This window comes from Pseudomonas sp. SWRI22, from assembly GCF_014268395.2.
Lineage (GTDB): Bacteria > Pseudomonadota > Gammaproteobacteria > Pseudomonadales > Pseudomonadaceae > Aquipseudomonas > Aquipseudomonas paracarnis.
In genome coordinates, this window is record NZ_JABWQK020000001.1 from 376906 (window position 1) to 392907 (window position 16002).

At 62.0% G+C, this 16002-nt stretch carries 15 protein-coding genes; 9 read left to right on the forward strand and 6 right to left on the reverse strand.

The genetic code is table 11. The features are described 5' to 3' along the window. Positions 1-130: 130 nt before the first annotated feature. From HU730_RS01710 to araH, 7 genes are all read left to right on the forward strand, one after another. Positions 131-1453 (forward strand): MFS transporter, encoded by a 1323-nt coding sequence (locus tag HU730_RS01710; RefSeq protein ID WP_003190554.1) that lies wholly within the window; start codon positions 131-133, stop codon positions 1451-1453. 16 nt (positions 1454-1469) lie between these two features. After that, positions 1470-2462 carry an AraD1 family protein gene (araD1, locus tag HU730_RS01715; protein WP_060763640.1) on the forward strand — a complete coding sequence of 331 codons (993 nt, stop codon included), beginning with the start codon at positions 1470-1472 and terminating at the stop codon, positions 2460-2462. A gap of 10 nt (positions 2463-2472) precedes the next feature. Then, entirely contained in the window at positions 2473-4053 is a 1581-nt protein-coding gene (locus tag HU730_RS01720) for an aldehyde dehydrogenase (NADP(+)) (RefSeq protein WP_096143873.1), read from the forward strand. A gap of 16 nt (positions 4054-4069) precedes the next feature. Next, entirely contained in the window at positions 4070-4933 is an 864-nt protein-coding gene (locus tag HU730_RS01725) for an SMP-30/gluconolactonase/LRE family protein (protein ID WP_034126742.1), read from the forward strand. A gap of 169 nt (positions 4934-5102) precedes the next feature. Next, positions 5103-6107, forward strand: a complete 1005-nt coding sequence (locus HU730_RS01730) for a substrate-binding domain-containing protein (RefSeq protein WP_169922170.1) — start codon at positions 5103-5105, stop codon at positions 6105-6107. Next, on the forward strand, positions 6104-7606 hold the full coding sequence (gene araG / locus HU730_RS01735; RefSeq protein ID WP_186527278.1) for an L-arabinose ABC transporter ATP-binding protein AraG: 1503 nt from the start codon (positions 6104-6106) through the stop codon (positions 7604-7606). The genes HU730_RS01730 and araG overlap by 4 nt, the downstream gene beginning before the upstream one ends. A gap of 9 nt (positions 7607-7615) precedes the next feature. After that, positions 7616-8584 carry an L-arabinose ABC transporter permease AraH gene (gene araH / locus HU730_RS01740; protein ID WP_186527277.1) on the forward strand — a complete coding sequence of 323 codons (969 nt, stop codon included), beginning with the start codon at positions 7616-7618 and terminating at the stop codon, positions 8582-8584. 115 nt (positions 8585-8699) lie between these two features. Here araH and HU730_RS01745 read toward each other — a convergent pair whose 3' ends face one another. Next, complete coding sequence (locus HU730_RS01745; protein ID WP_096144711.1) at positions 8700-9848, reverse strand: aldose epimerase family protein; 1149 nt, start codon at positions 9846-9848, stop codon at positions 8700-8702. A 138-nt stretch (positions 9849-9986) separates the two neighbouring features. On the opposite strand from HU730_RS01745, the gene HU730_RS01750 reads away from it, so the two are divergent. After that, positions 9987-10754 (forward strand): SDR family oxidoreductase, encoded by a 768-nt coding sequence (locus HU730_RS01750; RefSeq protein WP_054918730.1) that lies wholly within the window; start codon positions 9987-9989, stop codon positions 10752-10754. A gap of 132 nt (positions 10755-10886) precedes the next feature. Here HU730_RS01750 and HU730_RS01755 read toward each other — a convergent pair whose 3' ends face one another. After that, positions 10887-11483: a glutathione S-transferase family protein gene (locus HU730_RS01755; RefSeq protein WP_186527276.1), complete on the reverse strand. Its 597-nt coding sequence runs from the start codon at positions 11481-11483 to the stop codon at positions 10887-10889. A 30-nt stretch (positions 11484-11513) separates the two neighbouring features. After that, complete coding sequence (gene mug / locus HU730_RS01760; protein WP_186527275.1) at positions 11514-12047, reverse strand: G/U mismatch-specific DNA glycosylase; 534 nt, start codon at positions 12045-12047, stop codon at positions 11514-11516. Between the two features lie 95 nt (positions 12048-12142). On the opposite strand from mug, the gene yghU reads away from it, so the two are divergent. Continuing rightward, complete coding sequence (gene yghU / locus HU730_RS01765) at positions 12143-12970, forward strand: glutathione-dependent disulfide-bond oxidoreductase (protein ID WP_034127280.1); 828 nt, start codon at positions 12143-12145, stop codon at positions 12968-12970. Positions 12971-13130: 160 nt separating this feature from the next. Here the strand turns inward: yghU and HU730_RS01770 are convergent, their stop codons facing one another. Genes HU730_RS01770 through HU730_RS01780 form a run of 3 tightly spaced genes read right to left on the reverse strand, consistent with a single transcriptional unit; the run spans position 13131 to position 15872 of the window. Next, positions 13131-14057, reverse strand: coding sequence for a sugar ABC transporter substrate-binding protein (locus HU730_RS01770; protein WP_034127281.1), 927 nt, complete (start codon positions 14055-14057; stop codon positions 13131-13133). A 19-nt stretch (positions 14058-14076) separates the two neighbouring features. Then, the gene (locus tag HU730_RS01775; RefSeq protein WP_034127282.1) at positions 14077-14856 is read right to left on the reverse strand and encodes a TIM barrel protein; all 780 of its coding nucleotides are present in this window, start codon (positions 14854-14856) and stop codon (positions 14077-14079) included. Continuing rightward, complete coding sequence (locus HU730_RS01780; RefSeq protein ID WP_034127283.1) at positions 14856-15872, reverse strand: Gfo/Idh/MocA family oxidoreductase; 1017 nt, start codon at positions 15870-15872, stop codon at positions 14856-14858. Before HU730_RS01780 ends, HU730_RS01775 begins: the two co-directional genes overlap by 1 nt. Between the last annotated feature and the right edge of the window lie 130 nt (positions 15873-16002).

A 16002-nucleotide genomic window follows, 5' to 3' on the forward strand; every position in this document is an offset into this window, starting at 1 on the left:
GCCGCTTTGGAAGTGTTGTTTTGCAAATAGTCATACTATATAGTCGAGTTCAACTGAGGTATGGCCCTGACGGATTTCGTCAGAGGCGTCCCCCGAGCTTCTATAAAAACAACAATCGGAGATCGACCCCATGAGCCAGGAACTGCGGCTTATTCGGCGCATCACGCTGAAACTGATTCCCTTCCTGATCCTGCTGTACCTGATCGCCTACGTGGACCGTTCCGCCGTGGGCTTCGCCAAGCTGCACATGGGCGCTGACGTGGGCATCGGTGACGCCGCCTATGGCCTCGGTGCCGGGTTGTTCTTCATTGGCTATTTCCTGTTTGAAATTCCCAGCAACCTGATGCTCGACCGCTTCGGCGCGCGGCGCTGGTTTGCGCGCATCATGATCACCTGGGGCGCCATCACCATCGGCATGGCCTTCGTGCAGGGGCCGCACAGCTTCTATGTGATGCGTTTTCTGCTGGGCGCGGCGGAGGCGGGCTTCTTTCCCGGCGTGCTGTACTACATCACCCAATGGTTCCCGGTGCGCCATCGCGGCAAGATCCTCGGGCTGTTCATCCTCTCCCAACCGATTGCAATGATGATCACAGGTCCAGTGTCCGGCGGTCTGCTCGGCATGGACGGCATTCTCGGCCTGCATGGCTGGCAGTGGCTGTTCATCGTGATCGGCACCCCGGCGATCCTGCTGACCTGGCCGGTGCTGCGTTACCTGCCGGACGGCCCCCAGAAGGTCAACTGGATGAGCGAGGAAGAAAAAGCCTGGCTCACCGGCGAGCTGCACAAAGACCTGCAAGCCTACGGCCAGACGCGCCATGGCAACCCCTTGCATGCGCTCAAGGACAAGCGCGTGTTGCTGCTGGCGCTGTTCTACCTGCCGGTGACCCTGAGTATCTACGGCCTCGGCCTGTGGCTGCCGACCCTGATCAAGCAGTTTGGCGGCAGCGACCTCACAACCGGTTTCATCTCCGCCGTGCCCTATATCTTCGGCATCATCGGCCTGTTGATCATTCCGCGCAGTTCCGACCGCTTGAACGACCGTTACGGCCATCTCGCCGTGCTCTATGTACTGGGCGCCATCGGCCTGTTCTGCAGTGCCTGGCTCACGGTGCCAGTGCTGCAAATGGCCGCACTGTGCCTGGCGGCGTTTGCCATGTTTTCCTGCACCGCCGTGTTCTGGACCCTGCCGGGGCGCTTTTTTGCCGGCGCCAGTGCGGCGGCCGGTATTGCCTTGATCAACTCGGTGGGCAACCTCGGCGGTTACATCGGCCCGTTCGTGATCGGTGCGCTCAAGGAGTACACCGGCAATCTGGCCTCAGGCTTGTATTTCTTATCCGGTGTGATGGTGTTCGGCTTGCTGCTGACCCTCGTGGTCTACCGCTTGTTGGAACGCAAGCACGTGCTGCCCGTCGACCAATTCGCCGCCAGCGCCCGTGGCGCCACACGCACTTAAATCCAGGAGAACCTGCATGCGTTTAGTTCAGTTCGAGTTGAGCAACGGTGAGCGCCGCGTCGGCGTGGTAGAAGGCAACCAGGTACGCGAAGTGCGCGGCGCCCACAGCGTGCGTGAACTCGCGCTGGCCGCCATCGATGCCGGCGGCAAGTTGCAGCAACAGGTAGAAGCCCTCGGCCTGGGCGGCAGCCATGACTACGCCGCCTTGTTGGCGGAACACAAAATCCTGCCGCCGCTGGACCATCCGGACCCGGCCCATATGCTGATCAGCGGCACTGGCCTCACCCACCTGGGCAGTGCCTCGGCCCGCGACAAGATGCACCAGCAGGCCGGCGACGACAGCGCGATGACCGACACCATGCGCATCTTCAAATGGGGCGTGGAGGGCGGCAAACCAGGCGCCGGCCAGGCCGGTGTGCAACCAGAGTGGTTCTACAAAGGCGATGGCAGCATCGTCGTGCGCCCGGGCCAGGCGTTCCCGGTGCCGCCGTTCGCCGAAGACGCCGGCGAAGAACCGGAAATCGGCGGCCTCTATGTGATCGGGCATGACCGTAAACCCTATCGCCTGGGCTTTGCGGTGGGCAACGAGTTCTCCGACCATGTGATGGAGCGCAAGAACTACCTGTACCTGGCCCATTCCAAGCTGCGCAGTTGCAGCTATGGCCCGGAGTTGCGCGTGGGCGAACTGCCCGAGCATCTGGCGGGCACCAGCCGCATTCTGCGCAACGGCGAGGTCATCTGGCAGAACGAATTCCTCAGTGGCGAGGCCAATATGTGCCACAGCCTGGAAAACCTCGAATACCACCACTTCAAATACAGCCAGTTCCTCAAGCCGGGCGATGTGCACATTCACTTCTTCGGCACCGCCACCTTGTCATTCGCCGACGGTATACGTACCCAGCCGGGCGATGTGTTCGAGATCAGCCAGGCTGAATTCGGCGCGCCGTTGATCAACGGTATCGGCAGCAGCGATGCGGCATTTGAACCCGGCCAAGTCACCCCCCTTTAAGGAGATCAACATGACCCCGTTCCTCGGCCACAACTACATCGGCGGCCAGCGCAGCGCCAATGGCAGCATCAAGCTGCAAAGCATCGACGCTACCACCGGCGAAGCCTTGCCCCAGGATTTCTACCAGGCCACCGCCCAGGAAGTGGACGCCGCCGCCCGGGCCGCGGCCCAGGCGTACCCGGCCTATCGTGCCTTGAGCGCCGCACGGCGTGCGCAGTTCCTGGATGCGGTGGCCGATGAGCTGGACGCCTTGGGCGATGACTTCGTCGAACTGGTCTGCCGCGAAACCGCCTTGCCGGCCGCACGCATCAAAGGCGAACGCGGGCGCACCAGCGGCCAGATGCGCTTGTTCGCCACCGTGCTGCGCCGTGGTGACTTCTACGGCGCGCGTATCGACAAGGCCCTGCCAGAGCGCCAGCCGCTGCCGCGCCCGGACCTGCGCCAATACCGTATCGGCCTCGGCCCGGTGGCGGTGTTCGGCGCCAGCAACTTCCCCCTGGCATTTTCCACGGCTGGCGGCGACACCGCTGCCGCGCTGGCCGCCGGCTGCCCGGTGGTGTTCAAGGCCCACAGTGGGCACATGGCGACCGCCGAGCGCGTGGCCGATGCGATCATTCGTGCTGCCGAGGCCACCGAGATGCCGGCTGGCGTGTTCAATATGATCTTTGGCGGCGGCGTCGGTGAGGCGCTGGTCAAGCATCCGGCGATCCAGGCGGTAGGCTTTACCGGCTCGCTCAAAGGCGGCCGCGCCCTCTGCGACATGGCCGCGGCGCGCCCGCAACCGATCCCGGTATTTGCCGAGATGTCGAGCATCAACCCCGTGATCGTGCTGCCCCAGGCGCTGCAAGCCCGCGCTGAAAGCATTGCCCGTGACCTGACCGCGTCGGTGGTACAAGGCTGCGGCCAGTTCTGCACCAACCCAGGCCTGGTGATCGGTATCGCCTCGCCTGCGTTCACCGCGTTCACTCAGCAGGTCGCGCAATTGATCGGTGAACAACCGGCGCAAACCATGCTGAATGCCGGCACCCTGGGCAGCTACGGCAAGGGCCTGGAAAAACTCCGGTCTCACCGGGGCATCCAGCATCTGGCGGGCAGCGCGCAATCGGGCAATCAGGCGCAACCGCAACTGTTCAAGGCGGATGTACGTCTGTTGATTGACGGCGATGAAGTGCTCCAGGAAGAAGTCTTCGGCCCCACCACGGTGTTCGTAGAAGTGGCCGATCAGGCCCAACTCAGCGCCGCCCTGCAGGGGCTGCACGGGCAATTGACCGCCACGCTAATCGGCGAACCGACCGACCTGCACCAGTTCGCCGAACTCACGCCCCTGCTGGAACAGAAAGTCGGGCGCATCCTGCTCAACGGTTACCCCACTGGCGTGGAGGTGTGCGATTCCATGGTTCACGGCGGGCCGTATCCGGCGACTTCCGACGCCCGTGGCACCTCGGTCGGCACCTTGGCCATCGACCGTTTCCTGCGCCCGGTGTGCTTCCAGAACTACCCTGATAGCCTGCTGCCCGACGCGTTGAAAAACGCCAACCCTTTGCGTATTCAGCGCCTGGTAAATGGCACGCCATCGCGCGAATCGCTGTAACTGATCAGGAGGCTTCATGTCGTTGAGCGCAGTCACCCCGCACCGTGCCCGGTTGGGCGAAGGGCCGTTCTGGGATGTACCGACCCAGGCCCTGTATTGGGTGGATATCGCCGCCCGCCAGGCGCTGCGTCTGATGGGGGGGCAGTTGCAGGTGTGGCAATTGCCTGAGCACGTCTCGGCGTTCATCCCCTGTCAAAGCGGTGATGCGCTGGTGACCTTGAGCAGCGGTGTGTATCGCCTGGACCTGGCCACCGAAGCCTTGACCCTGCTGTGCGTAGCCGACCCGCAAACGGGCAACCGCGGCAATGAAGCACGCTGCGATGCCCAGGGCCGGCTGTGGTTGGGCACCATGCAGAACAACATAGGCGAGCAGGGCGAAGACCTGCCGATTACCCGACGCTCCGGTGGCTTGTTTCGCATCGATGCCGATGCGCGGGTCACGCCGTTGTTGGCGGGCCTGGGCATTCCCAACACCTTGCTTTGGAACGAGGCGGGCAGCCAGGTGCATTTCGGCGACAGCATGGACGGTACGCTCTATCAGCATTCGATCCAGGCTGACGGCCAACTCGGCGCCGCCCAGGCCTGGTTCGGGCCGCACACACGCGGCGGCCCGGATGGCTCGGCCATGGACGCCGACGGCTACATCTGGAACGCGCGCTGGGACGGCAGTTGCCTGCTGCGGCTAACGCCTTCAGGTGAGGTGGATCGCATCATCGAACTACCGGTCAGCCGTCCCACCAGTTGCGTGTTCGGTGGGCCCGAGCTCACCACGCTGTACATCACCAGCGCGGCGAGTCCCTTGGATCACCCCCTTGATGGTGCGGTATTGGCCATTGAGGTCGATGTGCCAGGCAAGCCCTGTCACCGCTTCGCCGGATAAACCAAACGCGCTGTTGTGGCGAGGGAGCTTGCTCCCGTTCGACAGCGCAGCTGGAGCCGGCTTTTTTTGGGGGGCGCTGCGCACCCCAGCGGGAGCAAGCTCCCTCGCCACAACAGTACCCGTACACAAAACGAACATTGAAAAACAACAACAACAAGGAGTCACCCCTATGAATCGTCGTCGTGGTTTGCGTTCCCTGTGCTGCGCCGCTGTGGCGGTCTCGGCCGTGAGCTTGAGCGGCCTGTTGCTGGCCGCTGAAGAAGTGAAAATCGGTTTCTTGGTCAAGCAGGCCGAAGAGCCCTGGTTCCAGACGGAGTGGGCGTTTGCGGAAAAAGCCGCCCAGGACAAAGGCTTCAAACTCATCAAGATCGCGGTGCCGGACGGCGAGAAAACCCTCTCGGCCATCGACAGCCTGGCCGCCAACGGCGCCAAAGGTTTCGTGATCTGCCCGCCGGACGTGTCCCTGGGCCCGGCCATCGTTGCCAAGGCCAAGGTCAACGGTTTGAAAGTGATGGCCGTGGATGATCGCTTTGTCGATGCCAAGGGCAACTTCATGGAAGACGTGCCGTACCTGGGCATGGCCGCGTTTGAGGTAGGCCAGAAGCAGGGCGCCGCCATGGCCGCCGAAGCGAAAAAACGTGGTTGGGACTGGAAGGACACCTACGCGGTGATCAACACCTTCAACGAGCTCGACACCGGCAAGAAGCGCACCGACGGCTCGATCAAGTCGCTGGAAGAGGCTGGCATTCCTAAAGATCACATCCTCACCGCCCCGCTGAAAACCCTCGACGTGCCAGGCAGCATGGACGCCACCAACTCGGCACTGGTCAAGCTGCCGGGTAGCGCGAAGAACCTGATCATCGGCGGCATGAACGACAACACCGTGCTCGGCGGCGTGCGCGCCACCGAAAGTGCCGGTTTCGCCGCAGCCAATGTGATTGGTATCGGCATCAATGGCACCGACGCCATCGGCGAATTGAAGAAAGCCAACAGCGGCTTCTTCGGCTCGATGCTGCCCAGCCCGCACATTGAAGGCTACAAAACCGCTGAGATGATGTACGAGTGGGTTACCCAGGGCACCGAGCCGCCGAAATACACGGCCATGGACGAAGTGACGCTGATTACCCGTGAAAACTTCCAGGCGGAACTGACCAAGATCGGGCTGTGGAAATGACCGCTGCGGCCCTGCGGTTTGAAGGCATCGGCAAGACCTTTCCCGGGGTCAAGGCGCTGGATGGCATTTGCTTCACCGCCCACCCGGGGCAGGTGCACGCGCTGATGGGCGAGAACGGCGCCGGCAAGTCGACCCTGCTGAAAATCCTCGGTGGCGCCTACATTCCGTCCAGCGGTACGGTGCAGATCGGCGCGCAGACCATGGCTTTCAAGTGCGCTGCCGACAGCATCGCCAACGGTGTGGCGGTGATTCACCAGGAGCTGCACCTGGTGCCGGAAATGAGCGTGGCCGAGAACCTGTTCCTCGGGCATTTACCCACGCGCTTTGGCGTGGTCAACCGGAGCCTGCTGCGCAAGCAGGCCCTGGCCTGCCTCAAGGGCCTGGCCGATGAAATCGACCCCGACGAGAAACTCGGGCGCCTGTCCCTGGGCCAGCGCCAATTGGTGGAAATCGCCAAGGCGCTGTCCCGTGGCGCCCATGTGATCGCCTTTGACGAGCCGACCAGTAGCCTCTCGGCGCGGGAAATCGAGCGCTTGATGGCGATCATCACGCGCCTGCGCGAGGAGGGCAAAGTGGTGCTCTACGTGTCGCACCGTATGGAAGAAGTGTTCCGTATCTGCGACGCAGTGACGGTGTTCAAGGACGGTCGCTACGTGCGTACGTTCGAGGACATGAACACGCTGACCCACGATCAGCTGGTGACCTGCATGGTCGGTCGCGATATCCAGGATATCTACGATTACCGACCGCGTGAGCAGGGCGAAGTGGCGCTCAAGGTGGACGGCTTGCTCGGCCCCGGCCTGCGTGAACCAATCAGTTTCCAGGTGCGCAAGGGCGAGATCCTGGGCCTGTTCGGGCTGGTGGGCGCGGGGCGTACCGAGCTGTTTCGCCTGCTCAGTGGGTTGGAGCGCGCCAGTGCCGGCAGCCTGGAACTGTGCGGGCAAGCGCTGCAACTGCGCTCACCCCGCGACGCCATCGCCGCCGGGGTATTGCTGTGTCCCGAGGATCGCAAGAAAGAGGGCATCATCCCGCTGGGCAGCGTCGCTGAGAACATCAACATCAGCGCCCGTGGCGCCCATTCCACCTTTGGCTGGCTGTTGCGCGAAGGCTGGGAGAAAGGTAACGCCGACCGACAGATCCAGGCGATGCGGGTCAAAACGCCGAACGCGGCGCAGAAGATCCTGTACCTGTCCGGCGGCAACCAACAGAAAGCCATCCTTGGCCGCTGGTTGTCGATGCCGATGAAGGTCCTGCTGCTGGACGAACCCACCCGGGGTATCGACATCGGCGCCAAGTCGGAGATCTACCAGATCATCCATAACCTGGCGGCCAGTGGCATTGCGGTGATCGTGGTGTCCAGCGACCTGATGGAAGTGATGGGCATCTCCGACCGCATCCTGGTGCTGTGCGAAGGCGCCCTGCGCGGCGAACAACTGCGCGAGCACGCGACTGAATCCAACCTGCTGCAACTGGCCTTGCCACGCGGCCTGGCGAACTGAGAGACGACCATGACTATCCAAAACAACGCGCTGCCCTCGGCACGCAAACCCCTCGATATGCGCGCATTGCTCGATAACTGGGCGATGCTCTTGGCGGCGGTGGGCATCTTCGTACTGTGCGCGCTGCTGATCGATAACTTCCTCTCGCCACTGAACATGCGCGGTCTGGGCCTGGCTATTTCCACTGTGGGCATCGCCGCGTGCACCATGCTGTTCTGCCTGGCCTCGGGGCACTTCGACTTGTCGGTAGGCTCGGTGATCGCCTGCGCCGGCGTGGTTGCGGCGATTGTGATGCGCGATACCGACAGCGTGATGCTGGGCATTGGCGCAGCGCTGCTGATGGGCCTGATGGTGGGGTTGATCAATGGCATCGTGATCGCCAAGCTGCGGGTCAACGCCTTGATCACTACGCTGGCGACCATGCAAATCGTGCGCGGCCTGGCTTACATCTTTGCCGACGGCAAGGCGGTAGGCGTGTCCCAGGAGCAATTCTTCGTGTTCGGCAACGGCCAATTGTTTGGTGTGCCGGTGCCGATCCTGATCACCCTTGTCTGCTTCCTGTTCTTCGGCTGGCTGCTCAACTACACCACCTATGGGCGCAACACCATGGCCATCGGCGGTAACCCGGAGGCGGCGCTGCTGGCGGGCGTGAACGTGGACCGCACCAAGATCCTGATCTTTGCCGTGCACGGCCTGATTGGCGCGCTGGCGGGAGTGATCCTGGCTTCACGCATGACCTCCGGCCAGCCGATGATCGGCCAGGGCTTCGAGCTGACGGTGATCTCGGCCTGCGTGCTGGGTGGGGTGTCGCTGAGCGGCGGCATCGGCATGATCCGCCATGTGATTGCCGGGGTGTTGATTCTGGCGATCATCGAGAATGCGATGAACCTGAAGAACATCGATACCTTCTACCAGTATGTGATCCGTGGTTCGATCCTGCTATTGGCCGTGGTCATCGACCGCATGAAACAACGCTGAGCCCAGGCGCTGTGAAAAACCAATGTGGGAGCTGGCTTGCCTGCGATAGCGTTGGTTCAGGCAATAATTGTGTAGCCTGTGCCACCGCTATCGCAGGCAAGCCAGCTCCCACAATTTAATCAGCGGTGAACTTGAAAATAGTGTGTTGGGTGTAAGTCTGCCCAGGATTCAAGCGGGTCGAGGCAAAACTCGGTTGGTTAGGCGCATCCGGAAAATGCTGAGTCTCCAAAGTAAACCCACTCCAATGCTGATAGGTCTTGCCGCCTTTGCCCTTCACCGAACCGTCGAGGAAGTTGCTGGTATAAAACTGTACGCCGGGCTCTGTGGTGTAGAGCTGCAAACGCCGTCCTGATTCAGGATCATGCACCTCGGCGGCCAACTGCTTGACGTCCCCTTTGGTATCCAGCGCCCAGTTGAAGTCGAAGCCACCTTGCTTGGGCTCGGCGAATTTAAGCTGCGGATGGTCTGCCTTGATGTGCTGGCCGATGGGTGTGGGCTTCAGGAAGTCCATTGGCGTGCCCTTGACCGGCGCCAGTTCGCCGGTGGGAATCAAGGTGGCATTCACCGGTGTGTAGTGGCTGGCGTGCAAGGTGGCGACCTGCTTGAGAATGTCGCCATTGCCCGCGCCGGCCAGGTTGAAGTAGCTGTGGTTGGTGAGGTTGAGCACCGTGGGCCTGTCGGTGGTGGCGGTGTAGTCGATGTGCAGTTCGTTGTTGTCGTTGAGGCGGTAGGTGACCTCGGTCTTCAAGTTGCCCGGAAAGCCCATTTCCCCGTCCTTGGACAGGTAGGTGAGGGTGACCCCCACCGAGTCTTTGTCCTTGACCGATTTGGCTTGCCACACCTGCTTGTCGAAGCCCTGGGCGCCGCCATGCAATGAATTGGGGCCGTCGTTGAGCGGCACCTGGTAGCGTTTGCCGTCGAGTTCGAAGGCGCCGCCGGCCAGGCGATTGCCGAAGCGGCCGATGGTGGCGCCGAAAAACGCGGTACCGCCTTGATAGCCTTGCACGTCGTCGAAGCCCAGCACCACGTCGTCGAGCTTGCCGTGTTTGTCCGGCACCTTGAGCGACTGCAGCACACCGCCGTAAGTGATCACCGTGGCTTGCATGCCGTGGCTGTTGCGCAACACGTACTGTTCGACGGCGGTGCCATCGTTGGTTTTACCGAAGGGTTTGTGTTCGCTGCTAAGGCCGGCTGCGTGCGCGCCGCCGCTGGCGATCAGCATGGACAGCGCGAGGCCGGACAGCAGGTATCGAGGGTGCTTCATGGTCGAACTTCCTTTTGTTGTTTTGCTGGAATAGTTCTACTAATTTGAGATATTTTGTCGATATGACAGCAGATTTATAGCCTTTAACGCCGTTCTTGCAAAATAAAATAAGACTAATTAAGCGGAGCACTGATTGTTATGACTACCCAGCAAGCGATTTATCCCGACCTCAAGGACAAAACCGTGCTGGTTTCCGGCGGGGCTTCGGGGATTGGCGAGTTCATGGTGCGGGCCTTCGCCGCGCAGGGTGCCAAGGTGGCGTTTGTGGACCGTGCACAGAGCCAGGGTGAACGCCTGGCGGCGCTGCTGAACTCCAAAGGGCACAGTGTCGAGTTCGAGTGCTGCGATATCACCGACGAGATCGGCTACCGTGCGGCGATCGGGCGTTTCGAGCACTCCCTGGGGTCGATCACGGTACTGGTCAACAATGCGGCGAACGATGTGCGCCACAGCCTGGAAGAAATCGACTCGCACATGTTCGACCAGCTCATTGCGGTCAACCTCAAGCACGCCTTCTTTGCCGCCAAGGCGGTGGTGCCCATGATGAAGGAGGCCGGTAGCGGCTCGATCATCAACCTGGGCTCGGTGGGCTGGATGATGGCCTCGGCCGGCTACCCCGTATACGCCGCCAGCAAGGCTGCCGCCCACGGCATGACCCGAGCCCTGGCGCGTGAATTGGGGCCCAACCATATCCGCGTCAACACCTTGGTGCCGGGTTGGGTGATGACCGAAAAACAACTGGCCATGTGGGTCGACGACGCCGCCAAGGAGCTCATCGCCCGCAGTCAGTGCCTGCCCGGCAGCGTGATGCCGGAACACATCGCCAACATGGCGCTGTTTTTGGCCTCGGATGCCTCGGCGATGTGCTCGGCGCAGAACTTTATCGTCGACGGCGGGTGGGTGTAGCGACACCAACAGGGCTCCCTGTAGGAGCGAGCTTGCTCGCGAAAAACGTCAACGATAACGCGTGTAGCCTGAGTAAACGCGGCGTCTATGAGTTTTTCGCGAGCAAGCTCGCTCCTACACATTAGGGCGAGTTCATTCGATGGGGTAACGCTTGAACGCCGGGTGCTGCTCCAGGCGTTCGGCATGGCGCTTGAGGTTGGGGAACGCATCGGCCTTCACCACCGAGGCCACGGTGAACTGGCTGAACGACCAGGCGACCGCTGCGGTGAGGGAGGCCTGGGTCAGCGCCTCGTTGCCCGCCAGTTGCTTGTCCAGCAACGTATAGGCCGCCAGCAATTGCCCGGTAACGCGCTCAAGCCAAGGCGCATGCAATTTTTCAGCGGGGCGCAGGTTGTGTTCATAGACGATCTGCACGCTTTTTTCACAGGCCGCCAGCGCGAGCCCAAGCAGTTGCAGGTCGCGGGCGCGTGCCGCCGGTTGTTGGGGCAGCAGCTTTTTGTCAGCCGGCGCCAGCGCTTCCAGGTAATCGAGGATCAGGCTCGAATCCATCAGCATCGTCCCATCGTCCAGCACCAGGGAAGGGGCCTTGACTACCGAGTTGATCTGGGCAAATTCAGCGTAAGTGCTGAACACCGACAGCGGTTCATGCACAAAGTCCACCCCGTATAACTCCAGGGAAACAGCCACGCGGCGTACGTAGGGCGAGTCCAGCATTCCGACCAGTTTCATGCAGCCTCCATTGCTTACAGGGTGTTGGGCTCACGAGATTAAGGGCGCGGGCCTGGATTGCGCAACGGCGTTGTGCAGCAGCCGATACGCCTCCACCAGTTGCTCAAGGCTGAACGCCAGGTTGCGCCCGCTGGGGTTGGGCAGCACCCATACAGAGGCGTCACCCAGTAGCTGCGCTTGCAAACCCCAGGCGACCTCGCGCTGGCCGGTCAGTGCGCTATAGCCGGGCTTGCCGAGGAACGCGACGAAACGCGGGGCATGGCGGTGAACTTTATGTTCGAGCGCCGCAGCCGCGTCCTGGAACTCATGCCGCGCCAACTCGCCTGCACTGGCCGTTGGCCGTGCCACCAAAGTGGTCAATCCGCAACCGTAGTGCAGCAAGGTGGCGCCGTCTTGCGGGCGAATTTCATTGGGCGTGAAACCGGCCAGGTGCACGGTGCGCCAGAAACGATTGCTGCGATTGGCAAAATGCAGGCCGAGGGCTGCCGAGCCTTTGCCAGGGTTGATGCCGCAGAACAGTACGTGCAAGTGGTCGGCGAGGAGGTCGTCGAGTCGATCATTCATGCCGGATCTTCCATGCTGATAGGTGTGACGAATCATCGACCTTTGGTTTAGTCTGGAGCGCTTAGTTGATCGCAAGCGCCTCTGGAGCATTGATTATGACCGAGTACGTACCTGCCAAAGTCTGGACCTGGGACACCGAAAGCGGCGGCACCTTCGCCAGCATCAACCGGCCCATCGCCGGCGCCACTCACGAAAAGCCGCTGCCGGTGGGCAAGCACCCGCTGCAGTTATACTCCCTGGCCACGCCCAATGGGCAGAAGGTCACGATCCTGCTGGAAGAGCTGCTGGCCCTGGGGCACAGCGGCGCCGAATACGACGCCTGGCTGATCAAGATCGGCGACGGCGACCAGTTCGGCAGTGGCTTTGTGGCGGTGAACCCGAACTCGAAGATTCCTGCGCTGATGGACCACAGCGGCGCCACACCTATTCGCGTGTTCGAATCAGGCGCGATTTTGCAGTACCTGGCCGAGAAGTTCGGTGCGTTCCTGCCCACGGAGCCCGCCGCACGGGCTGAATGCCTGTCGTGGCTGTTCTGGCAGATGGGCAGCGCGCCTTACCTGGGGGGCGGCTTTGGGCATTTCTATGCCTATGCGCCGAGCAAGATGGAATACCCGATCAACCGCTTCGCCATGGAGACCAAGCGCCAACTGGATGTGCTGGATAAGCGCCTGGCGGTCAGCCAATACATCGCCGGGGATGAATACACCATTGCCGATATCGCCATATGGCCTTGGTACGGTGGGTTGGTCAAAGGCCGTTTGTATGGTGCGGCAGAGTTTTTGTCGGTGCATGAATACAAGCATGTGATGCGCTGGGCGGATGCGATTGATGCGCGGCCGGCGGTGCAGCGTGGGCGGCGGGTGAACCGGGTGTCGGGGGATGATCAGTTGCCCGAGCGCCATGATGCAAGTGACCTGGATTGATACGATAACCACGTGGCGAGGGAGCTTGCTCCCGCTGGGGCGCGAAGCGGCCCCGCTCTTTGTTTAAAAAGGCTGGGACTGCTACGCAGTCCAGCGGGAGCAAGCTCCCTCGCCACAGTTGCCGCTTCTGCCTTCGATAGTATCCAGCTGATTGTTCGAGTTATTTGTAGCGCTGCTCAAACACCCCCACCTGCTCAGGCGTGATCAGCTCGAAAGGCACCCACACCTGCGCGTCAACTTGCTCGCCCTTGATCATCCGCACCGCCGCTTGTACGGCCTGGGCAGCCTGGGCCTTGGGGTCCTGGAACACTGAGCCCGCCAGCAGCCCGCGCTTGATCGCTGCCAGGCCATCGGGCAAGCCGTCGATGCCGACAATCGCAATCTCGCCCTTGGCCTTGCCCGCTTGCTGCAAGGCCATGGCCGCGCCAATCGCCATTTCATCGTTGTTGGCGACAATGGCATTGAACGGGGTGCCGGCCAGCAACCAGTTGCTGGTCAGGTCCATTCCCTTGCTGCGCTGCCATTCGGCGCTTTGTTGCTCGACGATCTTGATCCCCGGAAAGTCCTTGAGCACCTGTTTGACCCCCTCGGTGCGGGCATGGGTGGCGTTCTGCGCAAGGTCGCCCATGACGATCGCCACGTTGCCCTTGCCACCCAGTTTTTGGGCGAGGTAACGCATCTGCAATTGCCCCGCTTCGATGTCGTTGGAGGCCACGGTGACCACGCCCTCAGGCAGCGTACGCTCATCCGGGTGGCGGTTGACGTACACCAGCGGCGTCTTCGCCGCCACGGCTGCGCGGGTGATGTTGGCGGTGGCGGCGGTGTCGACCGGCAGCACGATCACCGCATCGACTTTCTGGTTGAGAAAGCCTTCGACCTGATTGAGCTGGCGCACTACATCGCCCTGGGCGTCTTCGAATTGGATCTGCACGTCCTGGTGTTTCGCTGCCGCCTCCAGGCCGGTGCGCACATAGGTCATGAAGTTATCGTCCACCCGGGCAATGCTCACGCCGATGCGATAGGCAGCGAAGGTCCACTGGCTGAACACCAACAACAGCGCGGCCACTAGTAATGAATAACGGTGCATGAGGCTGTTCCTTTTATTGTTATAGGGTGAATGCCTGACGGAAACGCTCCAGGGCCGACTCGCTGTCGCCGCTGGCCCAGCCCTCCAGGCCGACCACACCGGTGTAACCCATGGCGTGCAAGGCCCGGGCAATGGCCGGGTAGTGGATTTCGCCCGTGCCGGGCTCCTTGCGTCCAGGCACATCAGCGACCTGGATTTCGCCGATGGCGCTGCCAGCGCGCTGGATCAATTCGATCAGGTTACCTTCGCCAATCTGCGCGTGGTACAGGTCCAGGTTCATCTTCAAATGCGGGCTGCCGACGGCTTCGATCAGGGCCAGGGTGTCGTCGGCACGTGCGAACGGTGTACCTGGGTGATCGACGGCGGTGTTGAGGTTTTCCAGCAGGAACACGCGGCCGGCGTCTTCTCCCAGGCGCGCGATTTTTTCCAGGCTCTTGCAAGCGCTCAGCCACATGCGCCCGGTGGTGTGGCTGACGGGCTGCACGGGTAGGCCGCCTTCACCCAGGCCCGTGCCATGCAGATTGAGGCTGGGACAATTGAGGCGCTCGGCAATGCCCAGGGACTCACGGGCGCTGTCGAGCAATTGGCGGATGCCGTCGGGGTCGGTAAGGGTGCCGGTGAGGTAGCCGGTCATTGAGGTGAAGTCCGCGCCCGTCGCCGCCAAGGCATTGATGTCCTTGTCGGCCCAACTCCAGATTTCGGCGCTGAAGCCCAAGGCATGAATACGTTTGACCCGTTCGATGAAGGGCAGGTCGAGGAACACCATTTCGGCACTGACGGCCAATTTGAACGGCATCATCAGCGGGCTCCTTGAACGACCACGGCCTTGCCGGTTTGGTACGACTCAATGCAGGCACGGGCAATTGCCAGGGCTGCACGCGCATCTTCACCGCTGGCCAGGGGCTTGGCGCCGCTGCGCAGGCAGTCGACAAAGTGGTTGAGCTCGGCAATGTAGGCGTCGCGCAGCAGGTCGGTGTCCATCCGCTGGGTGTCTGCCTGGATGCCCTCGGCCAGGTAGCGCACCAGGTCGCAGTCGTTGAGGCTGCCCATGCTCAGCATGCCCTTGCTGCCGAACACTTCGCCGCGCACGTCGTAGCCATACACGGCCTGGAAGCTGGCTTCGGCGGTGGCAATGGCGCCGTTGTCAAAGCGCAGGGTGACCACGGCGGTGTCGAGCAAACCTTGGCTTTTGAATTGCGGGGCAATCAGCGCGTCGGCCATCACCTGCACCTGTACCACTTCGGCCCCAGGGTTGAGGTAGCGCAAGGTGTCGAAGTCGTGGATCAGGGTTTCGAGGAAGATCACCCATTGCGGTGAGTTGGCCGGGTTGTTCAGCGCCGGGTCGCGGGTCAGCGAGCGTAGCAGCTGCGGCGTGCCAATACGTCCGGCGACGACGTCGAGGTGCGCAGTGCGAAAGCTCTTGGCGAAGCGCCGATTGAAGCCGACCTGCAAGGGCACCCGTGCATCGGCAGCGGCGGCGATGGCGCGGTCGGCTTCGTCCAGGGTAATCGCCATGGGCTTTTCGCAGAAGATACCCTTGCCGGCGCGTGCGGCGTTGATCACCAGCTCCGCGTGGCTACGGGCAGGGGCGGCGATGAGCACGCCGTCGATGTCCGGGTCGTCCAGCAGCTGTTGCGGGTCGGTGTAGGCCTTGTCCACCCCCAGTTCTGCTGCCAGGCGAGCGGCCTGGCCTGGGACGGGATCGGCGATGGCGGCGAGGCAGGCACCGGGGATGTGGCGTGCGGCGGTAAGGCCATGGAAGCTGCCCATGCGGCCGGCACCGATCAAGCCCAGGCGGATGTTCTGTGTACTCATGAAGCGACCCCTTTTGTTGTTGTGGGCCCCCAGGACCGTCCTGGGTGACATGGGGGCAGGAGCAAGGCCTGTGCCAATTTATAACTAGCTGATTTATATGGGGTTATTATTTTAATTAAACAAAAAGTGT

Bases quoted from the DNA above. Each gene is read 5' to 3' on its own strand.
- araD1 (WP_060763640.1), top strand. From the start codon at position 1,470: ATGCGTTTAGTTCAGTTCGAGTTGAGCAACGGTGAGCGCCGCGTCGGC.
- araH (WP_186527277.1), top strand. From the start codon at position 7,616: ATGACTATCCAAAACAACGCGCTGCCCTCGGCACGCAAACCCCTCGAT.
- HU730_RS01730 (WP_169922170.1), top strand. From the start codon at position 5,103: ATGAATCGTCGTCGTGGTTTGCGTTCCCTGTGCTGCGCCGCTGTGGCG.
- yghU (WP_034127280.1), top strand. From the start codon at position 12,143: ATGACCGAGTACGTACCTGCCAAAGTCTGGACCTGGGACACCGAAAGC.
- araG (WP_186527278.1), top strand. From the start codon at position 6,104: ATGACCGCTGCGGCCCTGCGGTTTGAAGGCATCGGCAAGACCTTTCCC.
- HU730_RS01720 (WP_096143873.1), top strand. From the start codon at position 2,473: ATGACCCCGTTCCTCGGCCACAACTACATCGGCGGCCAGCGCAGCGCC.
- mug (WP_186527275.1), bottom strand. From the start codon at position 12,047: ATGAATGATCGACTCGACGACCTCCTCGCCGACCACTTGCACGTACTG.
- HU730_RS01755 (WP_186527276.1), bottom strand. From the start codon at position 11,483: ATGAAACTGGTCGGAATGCTGGACTCGCCCTACGTACGCCGCGTGGCT.
- HU730_RS01745 (WP_096144711.1), bottom strand. From the start codon at position 9,848: ATGAAGCACCCTCGATACCTGCTGTCCGGCCTCGCGCTGTCCATGCTG.
- HU730_RS01775 (WP_034127282.1), bottom strand. From the start codon at position 14,856: ATGATGCCGTTCAAATTGGCCGTCAGTGCCGAAATGGTGTTCCTCGAC.
- HU730_RS01725 (WP_034126742.1), top strand. From the start codon at position 4,070: ATGTCGTTGAGCGCAGTCACCCCGCACCGTGCCCGGTTGGGCGAAGGG.
- HU730_RS01710 (WP_003190554.1), top strand. From the start codon at position 131: ATGAGCCAGGAACTGCGGCTTATTCGGCGCATCACGCTGAAACTGATT.
- HU730_RS01780 (WP_034127283.1), bottom strand. From the start codon at position 15,872: ATGAGTACACAGAACATCCGCCTGGGCTTGATCGGTGCCGGCCGCATG.
- HU730_RS01750 (WP_054918730.1), top strand. From the start codon at position 9,987: ATGACTACCCAGCAAGCGATTTATCCCGACCTCAAGGACAAAACCGTG.
- HU730_RS01770 (WP_034127281.1), bottom strand. From the start codon at position 14,057: ATGCACCGTTATTCATTACTAGTGGCCGCGCTGTTGTTGGTGTTCAGC.